This window comes from Paenibacillus alginolyticus DSM 5050 = NBRC 15375 (genome assembly GCF_000422905.1).
Taxonomy (GTDB): Bacteria; Bacillota; Bacilli; order Paenibacillales; family NBRC-103111; genus Paenibacillus_E; species Paenibacillus_E alginolyticus.
In genome coordinates, this window is record NZ_AUGY01000045.1 from 1 (window position 1) to 22989 (window position 22989).

Here is a 22989-nt window from a genome sequence, read left to right on the forward strand (position 1 = left end):
CATCATGAAGATCGCCTATCATCTCTTAACTCGCAACGAAGATTACCGAGATTTAGGTGCTGATTATTTTGAAAAACGTCAGCAAGATTTCATCGTTAAACAATCCGTTCGTAGGCTAGAGAATCTTGGCTTTACAGTAACAATCGCTGCTCCCAACGCCTCATAATACCTCACTCATATTAAAACATGAGACGCAGCCTTTTGAAAAAAACGTCATAGCTGCGCCTAATTTCGTATTGCCATTTTTAGCTCTCAGCTATGTGAGATTTTCAGGGTAGTTCAATTGCTTTTTCTCTGTCGCATAATAAATCATCGCAATAGTCGGTAAAGCTATTCCAATCAACAATGCTGCTTTCCAGCCGCCGCTGGCGTATGCCCATCCTCCTGTCGCTGAGCCTATAGCACCGCCAGCAAAAAAAATTGCCATGTATAAACCATTAAGCCGGCTTCGAAACTCTGCTCCCAGTGAGAAAATAGCACGCTGCCCAAGGACCAAATTTGCCGAAACTCCCATGTCTAAAAGAATGGCCGCAACTACCAGAGATACCAATGCGAATGTCGAACCGGTTTGGATCATTAGAGGAAGAAATACAGAAACGATAACTAAAGCCAGGGCTAACCCTGTGGCAGGACGAATCATGCCTCTATCCGCAAGACGGCCTGCCACAGGCGCAGCTGCCGCTCCGGTTACCCCAACCAATGCAAACAGTGCAACTCCTTTTTGGGAAAAATGAAAAGTCGGACTGGTCAATAACAAAGGAACAGTTGTCCAGAACAAACTAAAAGTACCGAACACACAGGCATGATAGATCGCTCTACGCCGCAAGATTGGGGTCGTTCTGAGTAGATGCAACATGGAACGCAGAAGTTTTGGATATTGTACGGTTGTCAACGGCTGCCTTGCAGGCAGCGCCTTTGCTAATACAAGAGCCAGCACAAAGATCGTTATACCGGATAGGACAAATACGGCGCGCCACCCCATAAACTCTGCCACAATACTTAATATGGGGCGTGCAAGCATGATACCCAGTAACAAACCGCTCATGACATTACCCACATTGCGGCCACGTGTGGCATCTGGCGAAAGATGAGCTGCGTACGGTACTAGTACCTGTGCTGCGACTGATCCTAGCCCGATAAACAGTGAAGCTGTAAGAAACAGGGGAGCGCTTTTGACAAATGCAGCAATCGTCAAAACTATTGCAGTGAAGAGCAATGATGCAACAACAAGTTTTCGGTTTTCAAGTATATCTCCCAAGGGTACGATAAATAACAAGCCGATTCCGTAACCAATTTGAGTCAGTGTGACGATCAGGCCAGCTGCCCCAGAAGATAATCCAAGCGCTGAACTAATTGGTCCCACTAAAGGCTGCGCATAATAGAGATTAGCGGCGATTATTCCGCAAGCGGCAGCTAAAATAAGTATGATCCACGCCGAAATAGGTTTTTCAATCCTTTGATTTTCGATTGAACTCATAGTAAGCGCTCCTTTACATATCGAGAAATTTCCGGAACGTTCGTTCCGGTAATACTAAAAAAATATATTTATAGCATCTCAATTACTGTGTTCATCATGTTATAAATAATTATTTTGTCGCTTGTCACCTTGGATACTACATTAATACTATGATTAAGGTTAAGCAATAGGTGTGCTAGAACCTTTATATCTTTCTTGGGGGCGATTTCTCCCGTCTGCTGTCCCTTACTTAAAAGTTCAAAAAAAGACTGTTCCAGTTCCTCAAAACCGTCCCGTATCAATTTATGAATTTGTTCATCAGGCGAATCCAAACCAATGGTTGCATCAGTAATCAGGCATCCTTTTGGCAAATCTTCATCAAATGCGGAAGTAATATGCTGATCAAAATACTGCCGGATTCCAACTTTCGCAGACGGCGCATTTATCAAGAGATTTCGTTTATTTTGCCTGATTTTTTTGTAATGGTGTATTGCCTCAACATAAAGCGTCTGTTTGTCCACAAATGTTTCGTACAAACTTGATCTGCTTAATCCCATAGCTTCCAACAACTCCGGTATGCTTGTCGCTTCGTAACCTTTTTCCCAAAAAACTAACATTGCCTTATGAAGTACGTGCTCCTTGTCAAACTCTTTAGAACGCCCCATGTTAATCCCTCCTTCTCAGTAGGAACAGTATAATATTTCAAGAACGAATAGTCCAGTATTTTTATTGTGCTCTCAAGCCAGTTCAATTAAACTCCCTCAGCGTAATGCTTTTCCTTAAGAAGTTAAGACTCCTTTGACAATTTTTTTCGCAACATCCTCTGCAGACTTTAAAGAACCTGTTTCTTTAACTTCACTAAAGAAAGGTGATATTGGCAGCATTACGCTTAATAAGTTGTTTACAGATTTCGAAGCATAATCCCACGTGTCGTACCTGTTACAATAAATGCTTTCATAATACATCAATTTCATCTAGCTATCCTAAGGATTCCTAAGCAATTAAAGTATTCAATGGTCCACGGCATCCTTTATGCACAGAACTCTGCCTATATACGGAACAAAAGGCTGCCACGCGGCAGCCCTTTCGTTATAGATTCTTCCCTTCCTGGACTACTACCCGCGGGACCGATTACCGCGATAGAAGCCAATATATGAAAACCGAGGAGCCATCCAAACAAACTAATCATCTCCCTTCTTGCTCCTTAGCTCACCGGAATATCACTTTGATAGGCGAGACCGACCCTTTTTCTCTTAAAAGGCCCTCCGAGCTCGATATGGTCCAGCATGCATTTCACGACATCATCATAAGCAACATCCAGCTCTTGAAGCCGGCTGAACAAGTAACCGGCTATATCGGCCTCGGAAAATTCCTTGATCGTCTTCGGAATTGATATGGGCAAGGTTTCCGTTGTCACATGCAGATGAACCGACGCCGGAGGCTCTATCGAATCAATCATAGTTCCCGGACACATAATTGACCAATCGAGCTCAGACTGTAGGAGTCGTTCAAAATTCCGGTTGTGATTTTTATACGCGGGCGGGAAGCCGGGCAGATTGTTGCCAATGAGGTCAGTATATGGAATATCCAGCAGACCGGCACCTCCCATTACCCATACCCTCCCGGAAAAACTAGGGTGAATTTCACATTGGCTTATAATGTTATCAACGAGACGAACGAACTCATCTCCTTGACCTGCATGACCGGCAGCAATAATAGCGGCCTCTTGATGCGAGAGCGCCTCGCCGACGCTTACTGGGTTTATAATATCGTCCACGAACACTTTCACATGTTTTGCTGAACGCTCTCCTTGCTGTTCATAAAACTTCTCGGAGTTTCGCACGAATGCTGTCATTTCATGTCCCATTTTACCCCCTTGCTCCAGCGCTCTTCTTCCCGTATTTCCTGTTGCTCCGAAAACAATAATTTTCATCATTTTTTCCTCCTTTTATAAATGACTCCCGATAGTTCATCTCTGGATTGACTCAAGCTTAGCATCATTTAAAAATCTTGATAAGAACCCACTTTAATGTAGGGTCCTTACTTAAAAGTAAGCATTAAGCAGAAAGGGTTATCCAAGTTGGTCCACGGCAAAAATCGTAAAGGAATATTGACTGTAAATAGCAAAAGCTGCCAGGCAAATCCCGTGGCAGCTTTTGTTATGAGTCCTTGAATTAGTGTGCAAATGAATTGAACAAGCTTTAAGAAGCAGATTCTTCATATTTCCGCTTATTATGGTGTTTTCTCCCCAAGCACACATGACTTCTGCTACAGGAATCAATGTTTTGCCATATTCACTAAGGGAATATTCTACTTTTGGAGGGACGGTGGGGTAGACCGTTCTATCGATTATGCCCTCTCGTTCCAAGTCCCGTAGATGTTGTGAAAGCATTTTTTGAGATACATCAGGTATAAGCTTTTCCAGATCGTTGAATCGCTTATTGGATTGTATCAAATGCCATAAAATCATTGGTTTCCATTTGCCGCCTAGAACATGAATGATTGTCTCCACTGGACATTCAAGCTGATGAATCATTGATAAATCATCCCCTTACCTTTAAGTAAGTTCATTACCTTAAAGTATACACTTAACAAAATTTTACAGGTTAGTTGCAATCCGGTCAACAAAAAAAACCAATTTCTTAGATGGTGCCAGGGATTGGAACTGTAAGTAGCAAGAAATAGAAATATATTCCGCCATTGGATTAGTATTTATTGTTATGATAAATATTAGTTAGTGTCGCACCAACAACTAACGTTGAAATAACTAAAATACAAAAGAATATTGCACTTCCAGAGAATCCAATGGATTGAATCTTTTCATACAAGAAAATTAATTCGATAAGTAAAAGAGCAATCCAAATACCGGCATGCCTTCTCAACATATTAATCCTCCTCCGTGTCTTCTTATTGCAGTTGTCTGTTGCAATATTATATTGCGCTCTAGTTAACGTTAGCGGACTCAATTAACATTACCATAATAAGGAAGGTGTTGTCTTGATTTTGGCGTTGAAATACCTCTATTTATCAAGCATTACTGCCCTTTAATTAAACACCCTACTTAACCGAACAAAAAAACAAAGACCCGCATTATGCGGGTTTTTAGCGGAATATTCTATTGTTATGCTACTGTGCGCTATTCCTCTTCATTTTTTTTCCGTTCCCAATAACTTCCCTCACCAAAGTAATCCTGACAAACGTTATCAAGGGTCTGCAACGTATCAATAAATCCTTTTAAATCACACGTATGAAAAGTATCTTTAAGTTCACGATTTTCTTCAGTAACTGAATATACGTGAATTTCTGTACAACCATCCCATCTAACATTAACATCAAGACACTTATCATCGGTTTCTAATTCTAGAGCTACAGTTCCACCATCTTCATCTCTTTTATGTTCTGTTTTTATAATCCACAATATAAAACACCCCTTTTGGTATATGATTACCAAAAGGGGAACCTTTTAAAAGCAATTATATACTGCGGCGGCGTTTGTCCGATTACATTTACTCAACTCTTAATTCCCAATCATTGTCAACAGTGTTTCACTATAGTTCTCCCGGTTCTCTTTTAGTCTGTTACTTGGATTACCACAACATTCACAAGCAACGATTATTTCGGCTCTTGTCAGAGTTGTGGTTAAGAAATTAATTTCAAACCAACCGCAGCGCTTAACACCATCGCGATGAACACAATCCGCTTCCAATCACTGGATTCACCATAGAAGAGCATCCCGACAACTGCGCCGCCAACCGTACCGATCCCTGTCCAGACCGCATATGACGTTCCCATCGGCAGACTTTTCATCGCTTGGCTCAGAAGTGCGAAACTCATGACTATGCCTACGATGAAAATACTAAAGGAGCGGATGGTTTTCGCTTTATTTATTTGGTTCATGCCCACGACGCCTACGACCTCGAACATCCCGGCAAACATGAGAAAAATCCAACCCATTAGACTGCAGCTCCTTTCTTATCTTGCTCTTTTGTCACAAATTTGAGTCCAAATACGCCGGATAAAAGCAGCAAAATAAGGAATACTTTAAGAAACCTGAACGGCTCTCCGAACACCAACATTTCCACCAATACGGTGCCGGCTGTCCCCATTCCGGTGAAGACAGCATACACAGTCCCCACTGGAAGCTTGGTAGATGCGCTAATAACTAGATGAAAAGAGATATACATTGCAATGATTGTGCCTATCCACATCATCGTCGTATCCGCATGTTTTAAACCCGTAACCCATATCACTTCAAAAAAAGCGCCGATAAATATATAAATCCAATAACGATTCATGTGTATGATCCTCCTGCTGTTTTACGATTTGATGCCACGCCAGTATACGAACCAGGAAGCTTCAATCCTTTTAAGCGACTTTTCAGCTCCACCAAATAACAACTCTACAAACATGCCATCCAGTACAGCCAGAAAAGCAACTGCCGCCATCTCACTGCTGACATCTGCATGAATGCTACCTGCTGCTATCGCTTGATCGAACAAAGGGATTAACATCGTTTCAAGTTTATCTAAATAGTTATAGCCTTTTTTGACAATCTCATCGTAGAGATGGGAAGGCGGGAAAAAGGCAACCCGCAAGAAAAATTTGGTGTTATCATCCTGTTCGTAGCAATCTTTATATTGGATAAGAAAGCCATAAAGAAGCTGATCAATCGAAAGATGCTTATGGCGATCGAGATACTCGACAACAAAATTCAATTCCTTCGCTAGCACATCGTCAAACAGATCAAGAAAAAGTTCATCTTTCCCCTTGAAATGTGTATAAATGGATTGTTTTTTGATTCCTACCTCCGTAGCAATATCTGCAAGTGACGCACCTTCATATCCGTTTTTGGCAAACTGTGTGAGGGCTACTTCTTTGATTCGAGTTCCAGTCATTTGTCTCTCCCATCCTTCCGAACGTTCGTCAGGATGATTTTAACACGTTCTCCGTCTTGGGGCAACCTATGAAAAAGATTGCCAACCACCTAGCCAGAATGGCAGGATAGTAGGCAATCTTATATGGTTTAGATGCAATATTGGTTCTCAATTTAATATTAACTTTGATAGCCGGTCTCTGCGTTTCTATTCCCAACTTTAACAATAACATCCTTCGTTTGACCATCTCGAGAGATTGTTATTTTCAGTTCGTCTCCCACGGCCGCGGCTTGCACAGCTTTTGTAATGTCATCAGTGCTTGAGATTGCTGTGCCATTCACATCCAAAATAACGTCGTACTGACGAATGCCTGCTTGAAAAGCTGGCGTACCTTGCTGCACCTGAGTAACTACGGCACCTTTTGTGCTATTGATTTTTAAGTCACCTAGCATATTATCCGAAATATTTTGTAAAGCTACACCGATGTATGGTGCTGGTTCTTTTGGAATCGTTTCGTTATTCTTCAGTTTATCTACAACAGAACTAATCGTGCTCGCGGGAATTGCAAAGCCCATTCCTTGCGCTTCAGCGTTTACAGCTGTATTGATACCGATAACTTCACCATTCATATTCAAAAGCGGACCGCCGGAGTTTCCTGGATTAATCGCTGTATCCGTTTGTAGCAAATGTTTGTAATTTCGAGTACCCTGCTCATCATCGATGCTGATCGTGCGCTCTTTGGCGCTTAAAACACCCGTAGTTACGGAGTAATCGAAGTCATACGGGTTACCGATCGCAACAAGCCAATCCCCTACCTGCGTATTGTCGGAGTTACCAATATTCAGAGCAGGAAAAGCTTTATCTCCTTCAATTTTGAGCACAGCCAAGTCTAGATCATAGCTACTTCCAAGTAGTTTAGCCGTAAAAGGTGTGTCGTAGCCCTGTACATAGACATCGATTTCATCTGCGCCATTAATTACATGCTCATTCGTTAAAATATAACCACTCGAGTCGAAAACGAAGCCAGATCCAATTCCATTTTCAATGGTATCTCCGCTTTCAGTACCTTGCCCTAGTAGGTTTCTTCTATTCTGTCCAATATTCGTCTGTTTTACTTTGGTCTCGATTTTAACAATGGCTGGACTTGCAGCTTTTGCAATGGATGAGATACTGTTCGTACCTGATGGGGTTAACGATGCAGTTTGGACACCAGATGCTGTCGAGTTTGTTGCAGCAGCAGTGACGCCTGATTGAACAGGCCCGGCAGCATACCCAAACAGATTCATCTTATCCGATGTGAACATCAACCCGCCTACAACGACCGCACCGGCCATAAAAGCCGCAAACATAGGTCTCCATTTGGTGTTCCGCGTCTTGTTTTCAACCTTTATATCATTTAAATTAATCATATTTTTCATATCTTCATTCATGCGATTACCGCCTCTCGTGTGCCTATTGATTTGATTTGTGTTGATAGATTGAAGTATAGGACACTAACCTGAAGTGTTACTTAAGTTGGGCTGAGAGGCATATGAAAGTTAGCTGAAAGTACGCTGAAGGTGTCGAAACGATAATTTTCTACTTGATGGGAAACCCTAACAACAATGCCTAACAAAGAGTCTATTTTCATGGAAGTGAACAAGCGAAGATTTCGACTTATGAATGTGTTAAAGATTGACGCCCTGTCTTCACTTTTCGAATGAATCGTCTATCAATATAGAAAGCAGTAAGCAATGCAGCTAAACTAATCAAAACTGGTATACCGAAAGCTTCATAGGAAAAAGGGTTGCCTTCGAATTTTAGATTGGTCTCACGGTAATCCAATCGCTTGGCACCATATTTAGCAGTCAGGACGTCCTCTTGCTTGGCTAAATCTTCAAGCGGAGCATCAAAGATAAATCTGTCAAAGGAGCCACTGTGAATGAACTCAGGTACCACGTTACTTCCCTTTTCGTTCCACTGTTTGACATCTGCCGCAGTTAAAGACTTCGCCTCCACTCCCGGAACGAACATTCGATCTACTTTCGGCGCATTCGACATTTGATATCGGGTAACTAGGTTAAGGTGAAACTTTGTAACGATAGGCTGCTTGGCGTCTGAGATGGTGTGCACCTTTGTTGTTCCAGAAGCGGCATAAGTATCAAAAATCGTCGAAAGTGCTCCGTCATCCATCCCGTTATACAACAATACCCCTGCGCTTTTTTTGTTCCATTGGAATGCTTTGTTGAGCGAAAAAATCATTTCGGTTCGATCAATATAATATGGGTCTACCTTAGGTTTTTTTACGAAATAATAAGAAGGGTAATTCATCTCTTTCGCTATTTTCTCCGCCATATGCTCGCCTAATTGCTGTGAGATCACATAGAGGACTGCATCGACTCCTGAAGTGAGAGCTGCTGAAGCGACGATGTTCCCGTCTGCGACATAACGTACATCCCTTCTCCATTTTGTTTCAGGATATTTATTGACTTCATGAAAATCAAAACTTTTCCAGTCGGTAGTTGCTTCTTTCCCTTTTAATAAACCTGTATCAGCCAGATTCAACGCTCCAGCGCATATGCTTAACAACTTCGTTTCAGAATGTTTTTGTATCCATTCCCGGACAGGTTTATACTTTGCTTCGTCAACCATAGGCATGGCCGGGATCACAATAAGGTCGGGACTTTTTCCTAATAATCGATCCAGTTCATCAAAAGAATAGTGCGGCATTAGATCCAAACCGCCAGAGAGTGTTTTCATGTTTTTGTCCGGGGCAACTGCATATACGTTATAAGACTCAGTCATTGCAAACATTTCATACGGAACCATAAAATCAAACACTTCTGTAGTCGGATTGGATAAAATGACAGCTACTGTAGGTTTTTTCGGATTATGTTCAGGCACGCTTACGCCTTGTAATGCAGGCATTGGTGTTTGCCGAGTGGGAAACCAGTATTCCTGATTTGATCGAATATACCCAAACGCACCGATCCCTCCGAAAAGTAAAACGAACGTCATTACATAGACAACGACACGTAAAATGTACTTCTTCATCTTTGATTCTCCTCTGATCAAAATTTTTTATGTTTGCTTCTTCAAGTAAAACTATAATTAATCTCTGTGAACTCCATATTTATGTGTGACTTCCTCCTTCCTCATTACCTGGTTGGCATGAAATCATCATAAAGGAGAACCGTTCGCTAGAACGCGCAAACAAAGAACGCTATTCCCGCAAATTTTTGCGGAGTCCGCGCAATTTGTCTATCACTTATTGCAAACAAAAAAGGCCGGTATTTACCTGCCCATCTCATGGATTAAAATAAATCTTCAGTTGGTAATATCCCCAAACTCTTTGCTTTTTTGATTACTTCGACCCTCGAACTGACATGTAGTTTTTGAAATAATTCGGTCAGACTATATTCGAGCGACCGCTGGCTAATCATCAGTGTTTTTGATATGTCCTTGTTGCTTTTACCTTTTGCCAATTCCCGTAACAGTTTTTCTTCTTCAGGTGTTATCGTTGTCTTCTCATTTTCCGTGTCTCCGGCCACCACAATCTCCTGACGTCTTAACTGCTTTAGCATTTGCATCGGAACAATGGCTTCTTTCCTTGCTGCACATCGTATTGCCTGGATGAGTTGTTCGCGTGTGGAGGTCTTGGCAATGAATCCGGAAACTCCTGACTCCATAAGCAAGTTGAAATGAGGGGCGATATCAAAACCCGAATAAATGAGAATCACGGCATCCGGGACGTATTCCAGCACTTTGCGTGTCAAATCTGCGCCGTTTGTATTCGGCATGTATAAATCAAAAAGCATCACGTCAAATTTCTTTAATCGCACCACATCAGGCACATAATAAACATCTGTCTCGATCGCAACTTTCATATCCGGCTCGGATTCGATCAACATCTTGGTTCCCTCGACGACTGATCTATGATCGTCAACCAATAAGATTTCCATATCGTTCACCTTTGACTTTTATAGTAAATTGGAAGTGAAATTCTGACATGAAACCCTTGCCCCGGAGCAGATTTCAATTCCACATCCCCTTCTAAACTGAGAACCCTTTTTTCGATGCCTGCAATGCCCATGCTTTGGAAGGATCCTTCGAGCGCAGATACATCCATGCCGATTCCATCGTCCAAATAGGAAAAATGAATCTGTCCGTCCTCAGTCGTCAATGCCATCGTCACCTTATCTGCTCGGGAGTGCTTGGTTGCATTGTTTAGCAATTCCTGAACAATCCGGTAAAAGCCGAGAATTTGTTCCTCCGTTAACGCATATCCCATTTGTTCTGCGGAGAATTCGATCTCATAATTTGAAAACATACGTGTATAAGAGAAGAGACTTTTTAGCGATTCGACTAATCCCATTTTAAGAAGAAATGGAGGTCGAAGCTCATTGCAAGTGATGCGGATCTGATGAATGGCATCCAGAAGCCCTTCCTCAATCTGCTTGAGCTCGAACTGTGTTACCTCGGCAAAAGCGGCAGTGGAACGCAGCGATTCAAGCTTACGATACCAGATAATTAAATCTTGCAACACCGAATCATGTAAATCGCTGGACAGTGAGGATCTTTCCTTTTCAGATAAATTAAACAGCAATCGTAACATCCATTTTGGCGTTTCATTTTTCGCAACCATTTCCTCAAGCCGTCTCATCAAATCTTCAATCAAATGAAGGTTATCATACAGAATGGTTACGTAATGAACATGCTGTTTCAAGCCATTCTTCTTCAATCTTAAGCATTGATTTATCCATGCAGATCCGCAGATAAACCGGCTGCTGCTTTTCGCCGATCTTGATCCAGATGCTACCCATGCTCATTATGGACTGTTCCTTTCCCCGAGGCACTTCTTCAATAGATACGTCGTCGATATTCAATACCGATTTCACCTCATCTATGAGCCTGCTCTCGAGTACCGAGACTTTCATCACATTTGCGAGGTCATTAGAAAAGCGATTTATGCTCTGTTGGAGGACTTTGTACCTTTCTTCGCTCTGGATCAATTCTCTTTCTTCTCGTTTACGCTGCGTAATGTCCTTAACTATTCCATGGACACCATTTAATTGATCGGAAAGAAAAATAGGGACAAATGTAATGCTTACAATTTTCTCACCATACACCGACTTGCTGATCCGGCATTCAATATCCCTAGACTCTTGTTGTTGGATGACATGGAATAGAGCTTCATACACCGAGGCGTGATCTTCGTCCATAATTAATCCCATAAAGCAACGATCGTTCAGTTTGTCGATCTGAGTGCCGGTTATTCTTTCGAAGGATCGATTGGCGTTTACAAAATAAAATCCGTTCAAATCAATCGAAAAGACCCCATCCAGATTGTTTTCAAACAAAGACTTATACCTCTGCTCGCTTTCTTCGAGGGCTAACTCGGAAAGTTTCTTCTCTGTAACATCCATCAAAATGCCGTCAAACCGCTCGATTGCACCAATGTAGTCCAAATATGGATGAATCGTCATTTTGATCCATTTCGTTTCTTCGCCATGGAGTAATCGAAAGGTTTTCACAACGGGTATGCCCAAATCAAGCTGATGCTTCACTTCATGCATGAGAGCGGCATCATCTTCCGGGTGCATATGTGTATGCAGAAGAATGGGGCTTGCCGTAATTTCTTGTATGGAAAAGCCAAACATCTTCCCAATGCTGTCAGAACAAAACGTCATGCGGGAAAAATCCTTGTCGGTCGACATGACGCCCGCGTTAACATTATCCAAAATATTTTCCAGCAAGTGCTCCTTCTGTTTCCGTTCAGTCACGTCTCTGGCAACTGCGACAGCATATTTTACTTGACCTTTGTCGTCCAACACGGGCTTTACCCGGGCCTCAATGTGAACCGTATGACCCTGTGAATGTATAAGACGATACTCCATATTCACCGGCTGTCTCGAACGGAAAACTTCAGAATGCAATACACGCACACGATCCTGATCATCCGGATGAATGATATGGAACGCATCCATTCTTTCGTACTCTTCAACGTCGTACCCAACTAGCGACTTTATTGACGGAGAGACATACTGTACAATGGCATCACTATCCATTAAAACAATGGTATCCAACGTATTTTCCGCTATGATTCTATACTTCTCAACGGACTGAACGGAAGTATTTTCTTTCAACTGCACGCTAAATGCAATTGTTTCATCACTGGCGTTGTTGATGGGTACCTTCTTTTCCATAAATCCAGCGAACTTAGAGTTCCTATTTCCAAATAAAAAATGAAATGCATCATTCACCCATATGATTTCGTCATCTAGATTGACGATATATATCGGATCCGGCATATTTTTGAGAAGCTGCTTGGCGCCTTTAATAACATCTTGAAAATGATCCATTTGATTTGATTTCTCCTTATAGTAAGGATGTCTGAAACAACAGGAATTCATTTATGATTATTATACTTAATTATACAAGTATAAGCGCGCAAAAAAATAGCATTCCCCCGCAATTTCCGATCTTGTATTCACGAACCTTCACTGGCTTAATAGATTATTGCCGGTTACGCCGATTCGACGATAACATAAAAATAAAAAAAGCCTGATTTCTCAAGCTCTTGCTGATCCCCTATACTGTTGTGGACTGGGGTGGCGTTTGTGACCGAGGTTAAACCATCCGTTTAAAGGTTAGGTTTTTCAACCGAACCTTTGCGGAATATTCCTCTTTATCATGGACTATCATAGGGTTCAAAGTCAGAAAAGATTCAATTTCGGAGTACCTACAATATAGAACACTGGTACTCAACGTCTCGGCACTATCAGTGTAATAAGTCCATCAGGGTCTTGAATTATTGGTTGTCTTTTAAAATTTCAATCTCGAAATATGTTGCGTAGTACTCAATTGGACCTAAGGCTCCTGCTTTATTGTAATTCGTTAGAGCGTAATGATGTATCCGACTTAGGCAAACCTAGTCCCTTCGTAGATTGAAACTATAAATTTCTAGACAGATCTTTCGGTGTAGTCAGCGAGATTCTCCAGAGCGGATCTCAAACCAACGTCGTGATCTTCCTTCCGTATTCCTTCGGGTACGTTATCACAAACGATGGTAACCGTGGTGCCTTCCGGAACGGCTGCTAAGGTCCATATCATGATCATCTCTCCCGCGAAAACGGGGTCCTCGGACTCGAATTCTACTAACTGCAAAATTCGCTCGTTTGGTGCGAACTCCAAGAATCTCCCTTTGACGACGTCAGAATGCTCAGAGGTCTTGCCTTGCGTTGAATGGTCCGTTCCGACATAAGTTAGGGACATTCGATAGGCTCCACCGGCCCGAGCGTCGAACTCGTAGATATGGCCTTTCATACCCTTTGGTGGAAGCCACGAAACCAGAGCCGTCGGGTCCACGAATGCCTTATAGATAGTTTGCGGTGATGCCTTGATGACTCTCGAAGCTGAGTCAGTTCTCTTCTTGCTCGATGCATTTGTCATGATTTCAAACCTCCTTTTTGGGTTTTTGTTCCGTCTCTGGATTTCTTCCTGAATAGTCCCCATCATTTTCTCAAGCTTTCACAAAAATCCAACGCTTATATCCACATAATACCATATGCCAATATGCAAACTTACAAAACTCCCGTTAGCCGTCCATGCAACGCAAGACCAGCGCTGTACCACAGAGGATGAAAATGGATAAAATCCGCCAATACTTCTACTACGGCTGGTTGAGGAAGGTCGATCATCTGATCTAATATCCTCGACTTACGTCCACCGAATGGCTAATTCGTTCTTGTCCGCTATCAATTTCTCCAAGCACGGCGAGCAAGCTGTCCATCGCTTCATCCAGTCCGGTAACCGCAGAAATATGCGGGGTAATGACCACGTTCGGATGAGCCCACATCGGTGATTGTGCGGGCAGAGGTTCCTCTCTAAACACGTCAAGAACAGCTCTGCGCACCTGCCCTCGTTCAATCGCCTCGAGCAGTGCGTTTTCATCCACCGAAGCTCCCCGGCCCACATTTATAAAGCCTGCACCGTGCAAGTAGGAAAACAAATGCATTCCGAATAATTTTTCGGTAATTGGTGTTAAGGGAAGCGTGTTAATGACCCAGTCGGCCTGTGCTAACAACGAATGCACTTCGGTAATCGGAATTACCCTATTAAAATGACAGTTTGATGCGCCGCTGCGAGATATTCCATATACGGTTACCCCGAATGATCTAAGCATCCTCGCTACTTCCTTTCCGATTGTTCCTGTACCGAAAATGACGATGTTCAGTTGCTGCAGAAGCTTCTGCTGTGAAGGCAGCCATTGTCTTTGTGTCTGATACTGCTGGAATTTATCATGACGCTGTACATCGGCAAGAATATAACTTAAACAATATTCCCCTATTTTCCGCCCAAAACTGCCGACCGTACGTGTTAATAAAACATCCTTTTTCCATTCACGATTATATAAAAATGAATCAACGCCAGCTCCAAGCGCATGAACCCACCGTAACCTAGCGAAATGAAACGACTCCGTCGGTTTAAATGCCACATAACCATCAGCCCAGTCGAAGTGACTCGGGCTTACCTCCGCCTCTGGAATAAACGTATACTCCCTCTTATTATCCAGCAAGGCTATCTGCTCTAGATCTTTGTACATCCGTCCTGTCACTATAATTTTTTTGATATCCATTAGCCACGCCCCCTCAAAAACTATAAAATCTATTCTTTCTTCGCGACTCTTGCCTTGAGAATTTTTTCATTTCTTTTGTAAATTGTTTTTGTATTTTATTACTCATACTTGTCCCACCTTGACTTGTCTAAGTAACGAACTTACACAATATATAGTTTATTCAGAATCAGATAACACCAAATTTAGTTAGAGCATAGTATATGCCATCATCACTTGCTTTTTTGGTAACGAAATCTGCCTTTTGTTTAAGACGTTCTTCACCATTGCCCATGGCAATACCGAGTCCAACTAATTCTAACATATCTAAATCATTCCCCCCGTCACCGAAAGCGATAGAATTGCTAGCGTCAATGTTGTAATAATCCAGTACTTTTTTGATTGCTTCCGATTTAGAGACCACTTGTTTTTCAAGAATGTTTATTACATAACTATGGAAACGTACAAACCGTAGTTGAGGGAAGTTATCAATAAATTTTTGAGCTTCATTCTCATCAGCGTACAAACACATACAGTAAATCTCTTCTGAGAGTGCGCTTAAATTCTTGGGATAACGGCTAAGACCTAGGGTCTCTAATAGTGCACTTCTAACACGTTTTTCTTCTACTCCTGTTAAATATTCGTTAGAAACCCGATCAATCATTTTAGTGGGAGAATGAAAGGATGGCAAGACATTGGAACTTGTGTCGTTAAGTAGTCAAGAACCATTATTCTTTATCGAATCTCAGAAATCTATTGGCTATGTCCTATTTGTCATATACGATTTCGGTCGGCTTTACTCGATCCGTACTTTTTAGAATCATTGACCGTTTCTTAGAATCATAATGGAAATGATACACATGAATAAAGTCCTGTCCCGCCCCATAACCACCAGTCAGAATAAGTTCCCCGTTGCTCACTTGAAAAGGACGGTGCGGTAGCTGGCTTATATACGTCAAGATCTGTTCCGGTTTCATCTCAATCGATATCGGGAAAGCCGTGCCTTCACCCTACTCTAACTCCGAAAAAGTAAGTCTCGAGAGCATGACAATCTGAATAACGCGGAACATACGCGAATATTTCCTCTTCTCCAAGAGTAAACTCATTCATCTTGACTATCGCATCGTCTTGCTGAACTATTTCAAATTCTATCGGAAATGTCATCACTATACTCGAAATCCCATTAGAGGTAGACTCCCATACCACTTCGTATTCTCCTGACGGTTTCTTTTACTGAACATTGATTTATATGCCTCCTATTACGCTTATTGATCCGCCCATAATGATGACGCCTAGCATTGTAGAATACACCCGTTTAAACAGTGATGCCCCCCTCGTTCATTGTCTTACAATTGGCTATTCCATTCTGACCCGGTACAATCCATCTTTCCCCCGAACAGGCTCAGCATCCTTCTCTCCATTTGGTGCCTGCCATAACACCCACTTATTACGTGAAAGATCATATTTATAATACTTATCGTCTTGCCTTGAAAATAAATCCGTACCACTAGCATAGGTATAGCTGCCCTGTGGTGGGTTAGCAATCACTTTGGCCGACTGGCTTGGCTGCCATATTTTCCATTCGGAGAATTGTAGCTGATTGTCTCCTTTTAGATACAGTTGCAGATAGGCTCCCTGCTCTGCAACAAGACGAGTGATGCCTGCTGTGGTCATCTTTTCCCCTGAATCACTCACAAAATCCGTGTATGGAACTCCGTCTTGTAGACGTGTCCAATACGTTCCTTTTACCGTTGGAATAATGGACATATCCAAATCGGAGTATTTGGCTACCAAAGTGGTTGACGTGTAAGCTTTCGTTCTTTGGGGTGATGCTTCCCCTGACTTGTACGAGATTCGTTCCAATTGACTCGTTTCATGCCGATTTTCGTAGGCCAAAATGTGAAGCAGCTCTCTCGTCGTATCATACGAAGCATAATTGACGTTATTCTCCTCGCTTGTACGAGCATTATAGAGAATACGTTTCTCACGTTTCTCAATATCATAGGCGTAAACGCCATAGTAGGACGAATAAATGAGGGTTTTCGCATCCATCCATTGGATGGGCTGTTGCTCAGGCTCTATCGTGGAATAAAAAACATCCTCGATGACAACAGGCCCCTTCCCTTTTTGCTCCAAAATAAAAGCGTAGCTTGTTCCGTCTCCATCCCCCATGGACCCGCCAAGGCGAACAATTCCGACGTAGCTTTGTTTATTCTCAGATAGAACCACTTGATCGTAGAACTGATCTCTTGGTCCGCCTCCAACCAACTCGCCTGAATGGACGTAGTACCACGCATATTTCGGCACTTGCTGAACCAACAGACTTCTGCTCCCCGATCCCAAGTGATTACCGCTCAGGTCTACCAAGGTATCCATTTGCATATACAGTTCTTTCGTTCTATGATCTCCTGCGCGCATAGCGTCAAGCTGGATCAACAGATGTTTGGTGTCCACCCATTTAGCCGCTAAAGGTACACCCTCCATTGTCGTGGGGAGATCATTGTGCATCTCTTCTGAAAAGACTAACTCCACCGAGCTTTCTCCCTCTGGGATGAGCAATCGAGGCGCATATTCCTGAGCCCATAATAAAAGATACGGGACATCACGACCTGAACTCGAGCCGAATGTAAAGCTCACAGGTTCCTTCCGAATGAATGTCATAGCGGGTAGATCACCTATGTGCAGAACAAATGAGGTACTCGCATTATGAAATTGAATCCTCACATTACTCGTGGAATTGGGACTTTCGTCGATCTTCCATTCCACATTGCCATCAATACGAATATGATCAGTTAACCGCTGTCGTTCTGCTTGGCTCAACTCGGCGAAAGTCGCGTTCATACTGACATCTTCTAGATGATACACAACTTGAAAAGGTTCATTTGGCACATCCGTTGCTTTCCAAGATTTGAAAATATGTCCTCCAGAGCTGTTCTGTTCACCGAAATTAAGGCTTTGAAGTTTGCTGCGGATCGAAGTTTCAACAGAGGCGACGGGGGCAGTAGTTATCAGCGCCGATACTTCTGAGGAGCTTGCACTTGATGTTATGGAAGGACACTGGGCGTTATCTTCGCACGCGTTCAACAACAACATGACGGATAAAAGGAAGCCACTGCCTAAAATTCTGACCATCGTATTCACCAATCCTTACTGGTTTATAGGAATATTTTCCATATAAATTAGACGTATGGAACTGACGGAAAGTTGCAATGGAATTGTATGATTAGAAGGGCGATTCATTGGAATTATGCACCACGTTTGTGTCGTGGCGCCGCGACACAAACATACGTGCTTTAAAACGAACCCCCCCATTTTACGGGGATCTCAAAGTACCTATGTTTTTGTCGTCAGACAGATTCAGTCATACTCAATATGTCGTCAAATCCCGACAACGGTATAAGCACGAGAAATGCAAAAAAGACACTTGCATAAAAATGCAAGTGTCTAATCAAACAAAGCCCCAGATTCCCTATCAATGAGGCACCGTTACTAATGTATACCCCTTCTTTCTTATGCCTTTAATAATATCCGGCAAAGCCGCTATGGTAGAAGGATGATCATGCATAACGATAATGCTACCAGATTGAACTTGGGCTAACACACTTTTAACGCCTTTGGAAGGGTCCGTTGTTGCCCAATCTTTGGGATCTTCATTCCACAGCACCATTTGCATGTGGTGTTCTTCCGTTACGAGCTTGGTATCGTTGTTATAGGCACCGTAGGGTGGACGAAATAATGTGACCGGGTGCTTATCGAACTTTATAAGTTTATTTAGACCGCTATTAAACTCATTTTCCTGTGCGTCATAGGTCATTTGAGACATGTGAGGATGCGTGTCCGAATGATAACCAACTTCATGACCCTCATACACAGCCTCGGTCACAGACTGCGGAAAAGCAGCCGCATTTTGTCCGATGAAGAAAAAAGTGACGTGTATGTTTTGTTCCTTTAGAACTTTGAGCAGTTCCTCCGTATATTTCGTCGGACCGTCATCAATGGTTATGGCTACTTGACCTTTTCCAACCGAATAAATGGGCTTTAAGGCTGATTTCTTCGTCTGCTTCTTCTCAACTGATACCACGGGTTCTTCCTTTGGGGAACCTATCTCAAATCCAACAGGCTCCTTAATCGGGGTAGAAGCTGATGTATTGTTCGTAGGAAGCACGCCAGTATCAGATACAGGTTTAGGTGCAACAGTGGGATCGGGCGAAGCCGAGGGACTTAATGAAGCAATGGCACTAGGAACGACTGGAGTAGCAGCTTGCTCACACCCTGTTAACAAAAGAATAGTAAGCATAGTAATTATTGAGCACCGAGAAAATTTCATATTCAACCTACCCATGTAATATTAGCTGAAAATTATATTTGAGAAAAGACTACTCTATGATCCATAAGCGATATTTACTGTTAGTGATGTATAGCCTGTTAACCTTGTGTCAGTACCAAATTCGTAGGTCACTCTTCCAACGTTGTTATTCATAACTATATCATTGGTTAGCGCAGCTTTCATAACAGACTGCGCACTCCCTAAAGAGCTTTTATAACGAAAAGTGATCTGGCTTTGCCGGGCTGAAATCCCTCCTTGAAGTAAGGCCTGGACCGCGGATATGGAATCGGCCGTGTTCTCAGCCGTCTCTCCGGAGAGTCCTGTAGAACTCAGCAATGCTTGAGAAGCGGCTGCATCCATAGCGCCCGACTGTACTTCTTGTCCCAGCGCTTGAATAAAATCTTGAGACGCAGTCGGGTAAGTCCCCGTCCATGTATGATCGCGCTTCATTTGAGCATCTGTCAAATTAAAATAATGATACATCAATCTACCCTTCACATCAGGAACAGGATCATCCCATGTCGTATCCAGATGGTACCAATTACCGTCAAGCTTGACCAAATTCCATGTATGCAGTTGGCCTCCGGCATGGCCTTCCACAATTTTATTCGAGATGCCAGCCTCGGTAAGCAACCGATAAGTGAGCAATGCATACCCTTGACAAACGGTTGTGCCTTTCGTCAATCCGCCGTATGCTGTATGTTCGACTAAAGATTTATCATAAGCCAGATGGGAGATCACGTAATCATGTACGGCCTTCTCCTTCTCGAAATCGTTCATTCCGGCATGGGTGATTGAAGCTACTATAGTCGTAGCCTGTTCGGAAACATAATCGGTTTGCGATTTAGACTCCAAGTAGGAGACTTTAAACGTAACCGTCGCTACACCGTCATATTCATAACTCATGCCATGATAAATATAATGCAAATAATCGTTATCCGCCAGCAATGCATTGACATAACTTTTAATCTGTTGGAATTCGTTCGGATCGTCTAATGTAATTTGAAAATCAGTTTCTTGATTAAGCAAATGATCCTTGAGCGATTGCTGCCATGATGGCAATGCAGAATCCTGTGTTGTCCCCATATCTGAAGCAGTTGATGTCCAAGTGCTACCCGGCACATCCTTCATAGAGTGGGCTAGCAAAGCAGCCATTTCCTGTCTTGTCATATTGTCGCGCGGACGGTAAGACCAACTTTCCCCTGATTTTCGGGCATCAATAGCATACCAGCCTTTAGACAGCACACCGCTTACCGCAGGGACCGCCCAAGCATCGGGCGAGTCTTGAAATTTGAGAGCAGCGGGTGCGGCGATGCCTTTACTTTGAGCTAACCGCCATATCATTGTGGCAGCTTCTTCTCGTTTCACCGGCAGTTCGGGTGTGAAGGTGCTAGCGCTCGTACCCTCAATGATCCCTGCTTGATAAGCCGCGCGTACATACGGAGCAGCCCAATGACTTTGAATATCTTGAAAAGGTACGGACGAACCGTCATCCTTCAATTGAAAAGCAACTGCCACAAACTTAGCGAACTGTGCGCGGGTCAGCGTTTTAGACGGGCCGAACTGCCCCGGCGCAACACCGTCCGTGACGCCTAGCCGCCCAAGATCATTGATATAGGATATATAGGGACTTGAACTAGAGACATCGCCAAAACCACTAGCCGTAGCCCCCGTTACGTTACAAAGAGAGAACAGGCTGACCATAGATGCGATTAGACCTAGTTTCTTCATGTTGAAGCCCTCCTCATTTTCTTATATTAGCGCATAGATGAGCCCACTCCTAACCCTTAACATAACATAGTTAAATTAAATTCGGATTAAAGCTAAATTAATATTTAATTCTAATAATGGAAATTAATTCCAATTTACAAGAAAAAAAGCTGCCGCCTCAAAGGAGAATGAGCTGCACTTTTATAAGTTTGTACCTGTTCGTTTATTTTATTGGTGAGTCTCTTGGTGCTCACGAGATATCAACAAAATAAAAGCTTAAGCCGCATATATATTCGTTCGAGTCCAACCAATTCAATTCAATTCAAAGAAATAAAAAACGATATTTGTTTACCCCGTTGCCCATAACAGCTACACCAGGTGGAATCATGCGTATAAAACTACATTTCTCTTCTCGTTGATTATCCGTTCCTATTACGTGTAGATCCACGGTAGCCCCTCGCACTCTCTTGTTGCACTTCCATTACTATCTGCGGTTAATACATAAATCTTAATCATTCTGGCTAATTCTATTAGCCTCTCCTTAACACTTGGTAAAGCAACCCATCCAATGCAATAGTCCCATTAAAATCTAAAACGAGATGATTTATGTGAATATCCTCTTGGCCAGGAATACGTAGTAGCATACATGTTGCTCCTCTTTTTTATTATAATAGCTCTTCTTCAATTCCTTATTTTAACACATGTATCTAGGAATGCTGAATCCACTCCACCACGCTCATCGTTAGCTCTATAAAAACAAGGAGCAGCTGCGGAAGCACATCTACTCCTTGTTTTGTTCAAATAATGTTCGTTACTCACCTTAGACCTAAGGGCACTGCTCTTGATTATTAATCAAAATAAACCCATTTGTTACACATAAATCTTTGTTATTCTTCAGGTGATTGTAAACTGCTTCTTGCAGGCTGCTTTTTCTTGGCAGTTTCTCTAAATCAGGGTTAGAAGTGCTGAATACAAAGAACAAGAATGAAGAATTCCTCACAACGCTGCTTACGTGCGTAAACATGGAGCTGAATTTGAGTATGTTGCTGTCTGCGCCTAATATTTCTTTAAATTGCGGCGTGAGAAGCCACGAGTCGCAGATGAATGCCTTGAAGTTATAATCGTTAAAATAGGTTTTATAAAACTCCAATGCCTGTTCGAAGGATTGCTTGCATTTTTCTATGTTTAACGATTCGTAAGCAGGTATATGTACATCAAGAACATCATCGTTTTCATCCAAAACGAGGTCATAATCCGCCTTTGCAAGGGTCACGTCTTTTTTAATCATGACCCCATTGTCAAGAATGCAATTGGATATAATAGCCGTATCCGTTTCCAGCACTTTAGATGAAAAGTAATTTTTGTTCAAATCTATGCTAGGGATGGTGATCGGAATCGTAAAACCTCCAACATCAAACTTCACCTGATCATGAGGGATAATGACTATTTCATTGGTCTTTTTATTTCTATAGACTCTAGCCTTTAAATAATTTTTCTTATATATAAATTGCAAACGTCCCAATCTGAAAATCTTATTCTTAAAATGGTTTTGCAACCATCGAAGTTCTTCAAATCCGTCTTTCTGATTTCTATCTTTATAACCTCGGATCCATAAATTCACGTCACTGAAGGTGTGAAGCAAGATCTCCTTGGGCAATTTATGCTTCTCATAATACGTTAGAACGTCATCGAATTTATCCAACAGCACGATGAGCGAAAAAAAGTTCGCTCCTTGCAAGTGATTTGCCACATTTGCTTTGACGTCTTCGGATAAATCAAATTGGTTCTCTACAAAAATTTGATTCCGTGCAATCTCTAATTGCTCTTTCAGAAATTCCGAGTGCTGAATCTCATCGAAGCACTGGAGAATCAAATCCAAGTTATAATCATCAATATGCAAATATTCATTGATTTTTACGATATAGTCTCGATCCATCGTGATTCCTCCTGATTTATCAACTGGTTGTACAAGTTCTTATTTCCCTCGCCTTGATTGTTGTACGTACAGAGTACCCCAATTCAATTTAAT

The 22989-nt window shown here is 42.3% G+C and carries 20 protein-coding genes and 1 pseudogene; all 21 read right to left on the reverse strand.

Translation table 11 applies throughout. From position 1 onward, the window contains the following. Positions 1 to 256: 256 nt before the first annotated feature. The 21 genes and pseudogenes from G519_RS0120095 to G519_RS0120210 all read right to left on the reverse strand — a co-directional run bounded on the left by G519_RS0120095 (position 257) and on the right by G519_RS0120210 (position 22896). Positions 257 to 1477 carry an MFS transporter gene (locus G519_RS0120095; protein WP_029196234.1) on the reverse strand — a complete coding sequence of 407 codons (1221 nt, stop codon included), beginning with the start codon at positions 1475 to 1477 and terminating at the stop codon, positions 257 to 259. Positions 1478 to 1545: 68 nt separating this feature from the next. Further along, complete coding sequence (locus tag G519_RS0120100; protein ID WP_029196235.1) at positions 1546 to 2121, reverse strand: TetR/AcrR family transcriptional regulator; 576 nt, start codon at positions 2119 to 2121, stop codon at positions 1546 to 1548. A gap of 539 nt (positions 2122 to 2660) precedes the next feature. Beyond that, entirely contained in the window at positions 2661 to 3389 is a 729-nt protein-coding gene (locus G519_RS0120110; RefSeq protein ID WP_029196237.1) for an NAD(P)-dependent oxidoreductase, read from the reverse strand. Between the two features lie 138 nt (positions 3390 to 3527). Further along, positions 3528 to 3992, reverse strand: a complete 465-nt coding sequence (locus G519_RS43750; protein ID WP_127527935.1) for a winged helix-turn-helix transcriptional regulator — start codon at positions 3990 to 3992, stop codon at positions 3528 to 3530. 169 nt (positions 3993 to 4161) lie between these two features. Continuing rightward, positions 4162 to 4341 (reverse strand): hypothetical protein, encoded by a 180-nt coding sequence (locus G519_RS0120120; RefSeq protein WP_029196238.1) that lies wholly within the window; start codon positions 4339 to 4341, stop codon positions 4162 to 4164. A gap of 251 nt (positions 4342 to 4592) precedes the next feature. After that, positions 4593 to 4874, reverse strand: a complete 282-nt coding sequence (locus tag G519_RS0120125; protein ID WP_244280159.1) for a hypothetical protein — start codon at positions 4872 to 4874, stop codon at positions 4593 to 4595. A 221-nt stretch (positions 4875 to 5095) separates the two neighbouring features. After that, positions 5096 to 5410, reverse strand: a complete 315-nt coding sequence (locus G519_RS0120130) for a DMT family transporter (protein ID WP_029196240.1) — start codon at positions 5408 to 5410, stop codon at positions 5096 to 5098. Next, positions 5410 to 5751, reverse strand: coding sequence for a DMT family transporter (locus G519_RS0120135; protein WP_029196241.1), 342 nt, complete (start codon positions 5749 to 5751; stop codon positions 5410 to 5412). The genes G519_RS0120130 and G519_RS0120135 overlap by 1 nt, the downstream gene beginning before the upstream one ends. 21 nt (positions 5752 to 5772) lie before the next feature. After that, positions 5773 to 6351, reverse strand: a complete 579-nt coding sequence (locus G519_RS0120140) for a TetR/AcrR family transcriptional regulator (RefSeq protein ID WP_029196242.1) — start codon at positions 6349 to 6351, stop codon at positions 5773 to 5775. Between the two features lie 158 nt (positions 6352 to 6509). Then, complete coding sequence (locus G519_RS43755; RefSeq protein ID WP_051253531.1) at positions 6510 to 7760, reverse strand: S1C family serine protease; 1251 nt, start codon at positions 7758 to 7760, stop codon at positions 6510 to 6512. Positions 7761 to 7986: 226 nt separating this feature from the next. Beyond that, a complete protein-coding gene (locus G519_RS0120150) occupies positions 7987 to 9363 on the reverse strand; it encodes a DJ-1/PfpI family protein (RefSeq protein WP_029196243.1) in 1377 nt (458 codons plus the stop codon). 260 nt (positions 9364 to 9623) lie between these two features. Next, positions 9624 to 10271 (reverse strand): response regulator transcription factor, encoded by a 648-nt coding sequence (locus G519_RS0120155; RefSeq protein ID WP_029196244.1) that lies wholly within the window; start codon positions 10269 to 10271, stop codon positions 9624 to 9626. Between the two features lie 5 nt (positions 10272 to 10276). Then, positions 10277 to 11035 carry a sensor histidine kinase gene (locus G519_RS52235; protein WP_244280160.1) on the reverse strand — a complete coding sequence of 253 codons (759 nt, stop codon included), beginning with the start codon at positions 11033 to 11035 and terminating at the stop codon, positions 10277 to 10279. Then, the gene (locus G519_RS43760; protein WP_244280161.1) at positions 10998 to 12671 is read right to left on the reverse strand and encodes a PAS domain S-box protein; all 1674 of its coding nucleotides are present in this window, start codon (positions 12669 to 12671) and stop codon (positions 10998 to 11000) included. Before G519_RS43760 ends, G519_RS52235 begins: the two co-directional genes overlap by 38 nt. A gap of 601 nt (positions 12672 to 13272) precedes the next feature. Continuing rightward, positions 13273 to 13761 carry an SRPBCC family protein gene (locus G519_RS0120165; RefSeq protein ID WP_029196245.1) on the reverse strand — a complete coding sequence of 163 codons (489 nt, stop codon included), beginning with the start codon at positions 13759 to 13761 and terminating at the stop codon, positions 13273 to 13275. 253 nt (positions 13762 to 14014) lie between these two features. After that, positions 14015 to 14947 (reverse strand): D-2-hydroxyacid dehydrogenase, encoded by a 933-nt coding sequence (locus G519_RS0120170; RefSeq protein ID WP_029196246.1) that lies wholly within the window; start codon positions 14945 to 14947, stop codon positions 14015 to 14017. Between the two features lie 166 nt (positions 14948 to 15113). Then, positions 15114 to 15539: pseudogene (locus tag G519_RS43765) on the reverse strand (HAD-IIB family hydrolase); the annotation flags it as partial. A 740-nt stretch (positions 15540 to 16279) separates the two neighbouring features. Next, positions 16280 to 18055 (reverse strand): hypothetical protein, encoded by a 1776-nt coding sequence (locus G519_RS0120190; RefSeq protein ID WP_029196249.1) that lies wholly within the window; start codon positions 18053 to 18055, stop codon positions 16280 to 16282. Between the two features lie 340 nt (positions 18056 to 18395). Continuing rightward, complete coding sequence (locus G519_RS47685) at positions 18396 to 19220, reverse strand: polysaccharide deacetylase family protein (protein WP_029196250.1); 825 nt, start codon at positions 19218 to 19220, stop codon at positions 18396 to 18398. An 84-nt stretch (positions 19221 to 19304) separates the two neighbouring features. Next, positions 19305 to 20981 carry an S-layer homology domain-containing protein gene (locus tag G519_RS0120200; protein ID WP_029196251.1) on the reverse strand — a complete coding sequence of 559 codons (1677 nt, stop codon included), beginning with the start codon at positions 20979 to 20981 and terminating at the stop codon, positions 19305 to 19307. 805 nt (positions 20982 to 21786) lie between these two features. Continuing rightward, a complete protein-coding gene (locus G519_RS0120210) occupies positions 21787 to 22896 on the reverse strand; it encodes an acyltransferase domain-containing protein (RefSeq protein WP_029196252.1) in 1110 nt (369 codons plus the stop codon). Between the last annotated feature and the right edge of the window lie 93 nt (positions 22897 to 22989).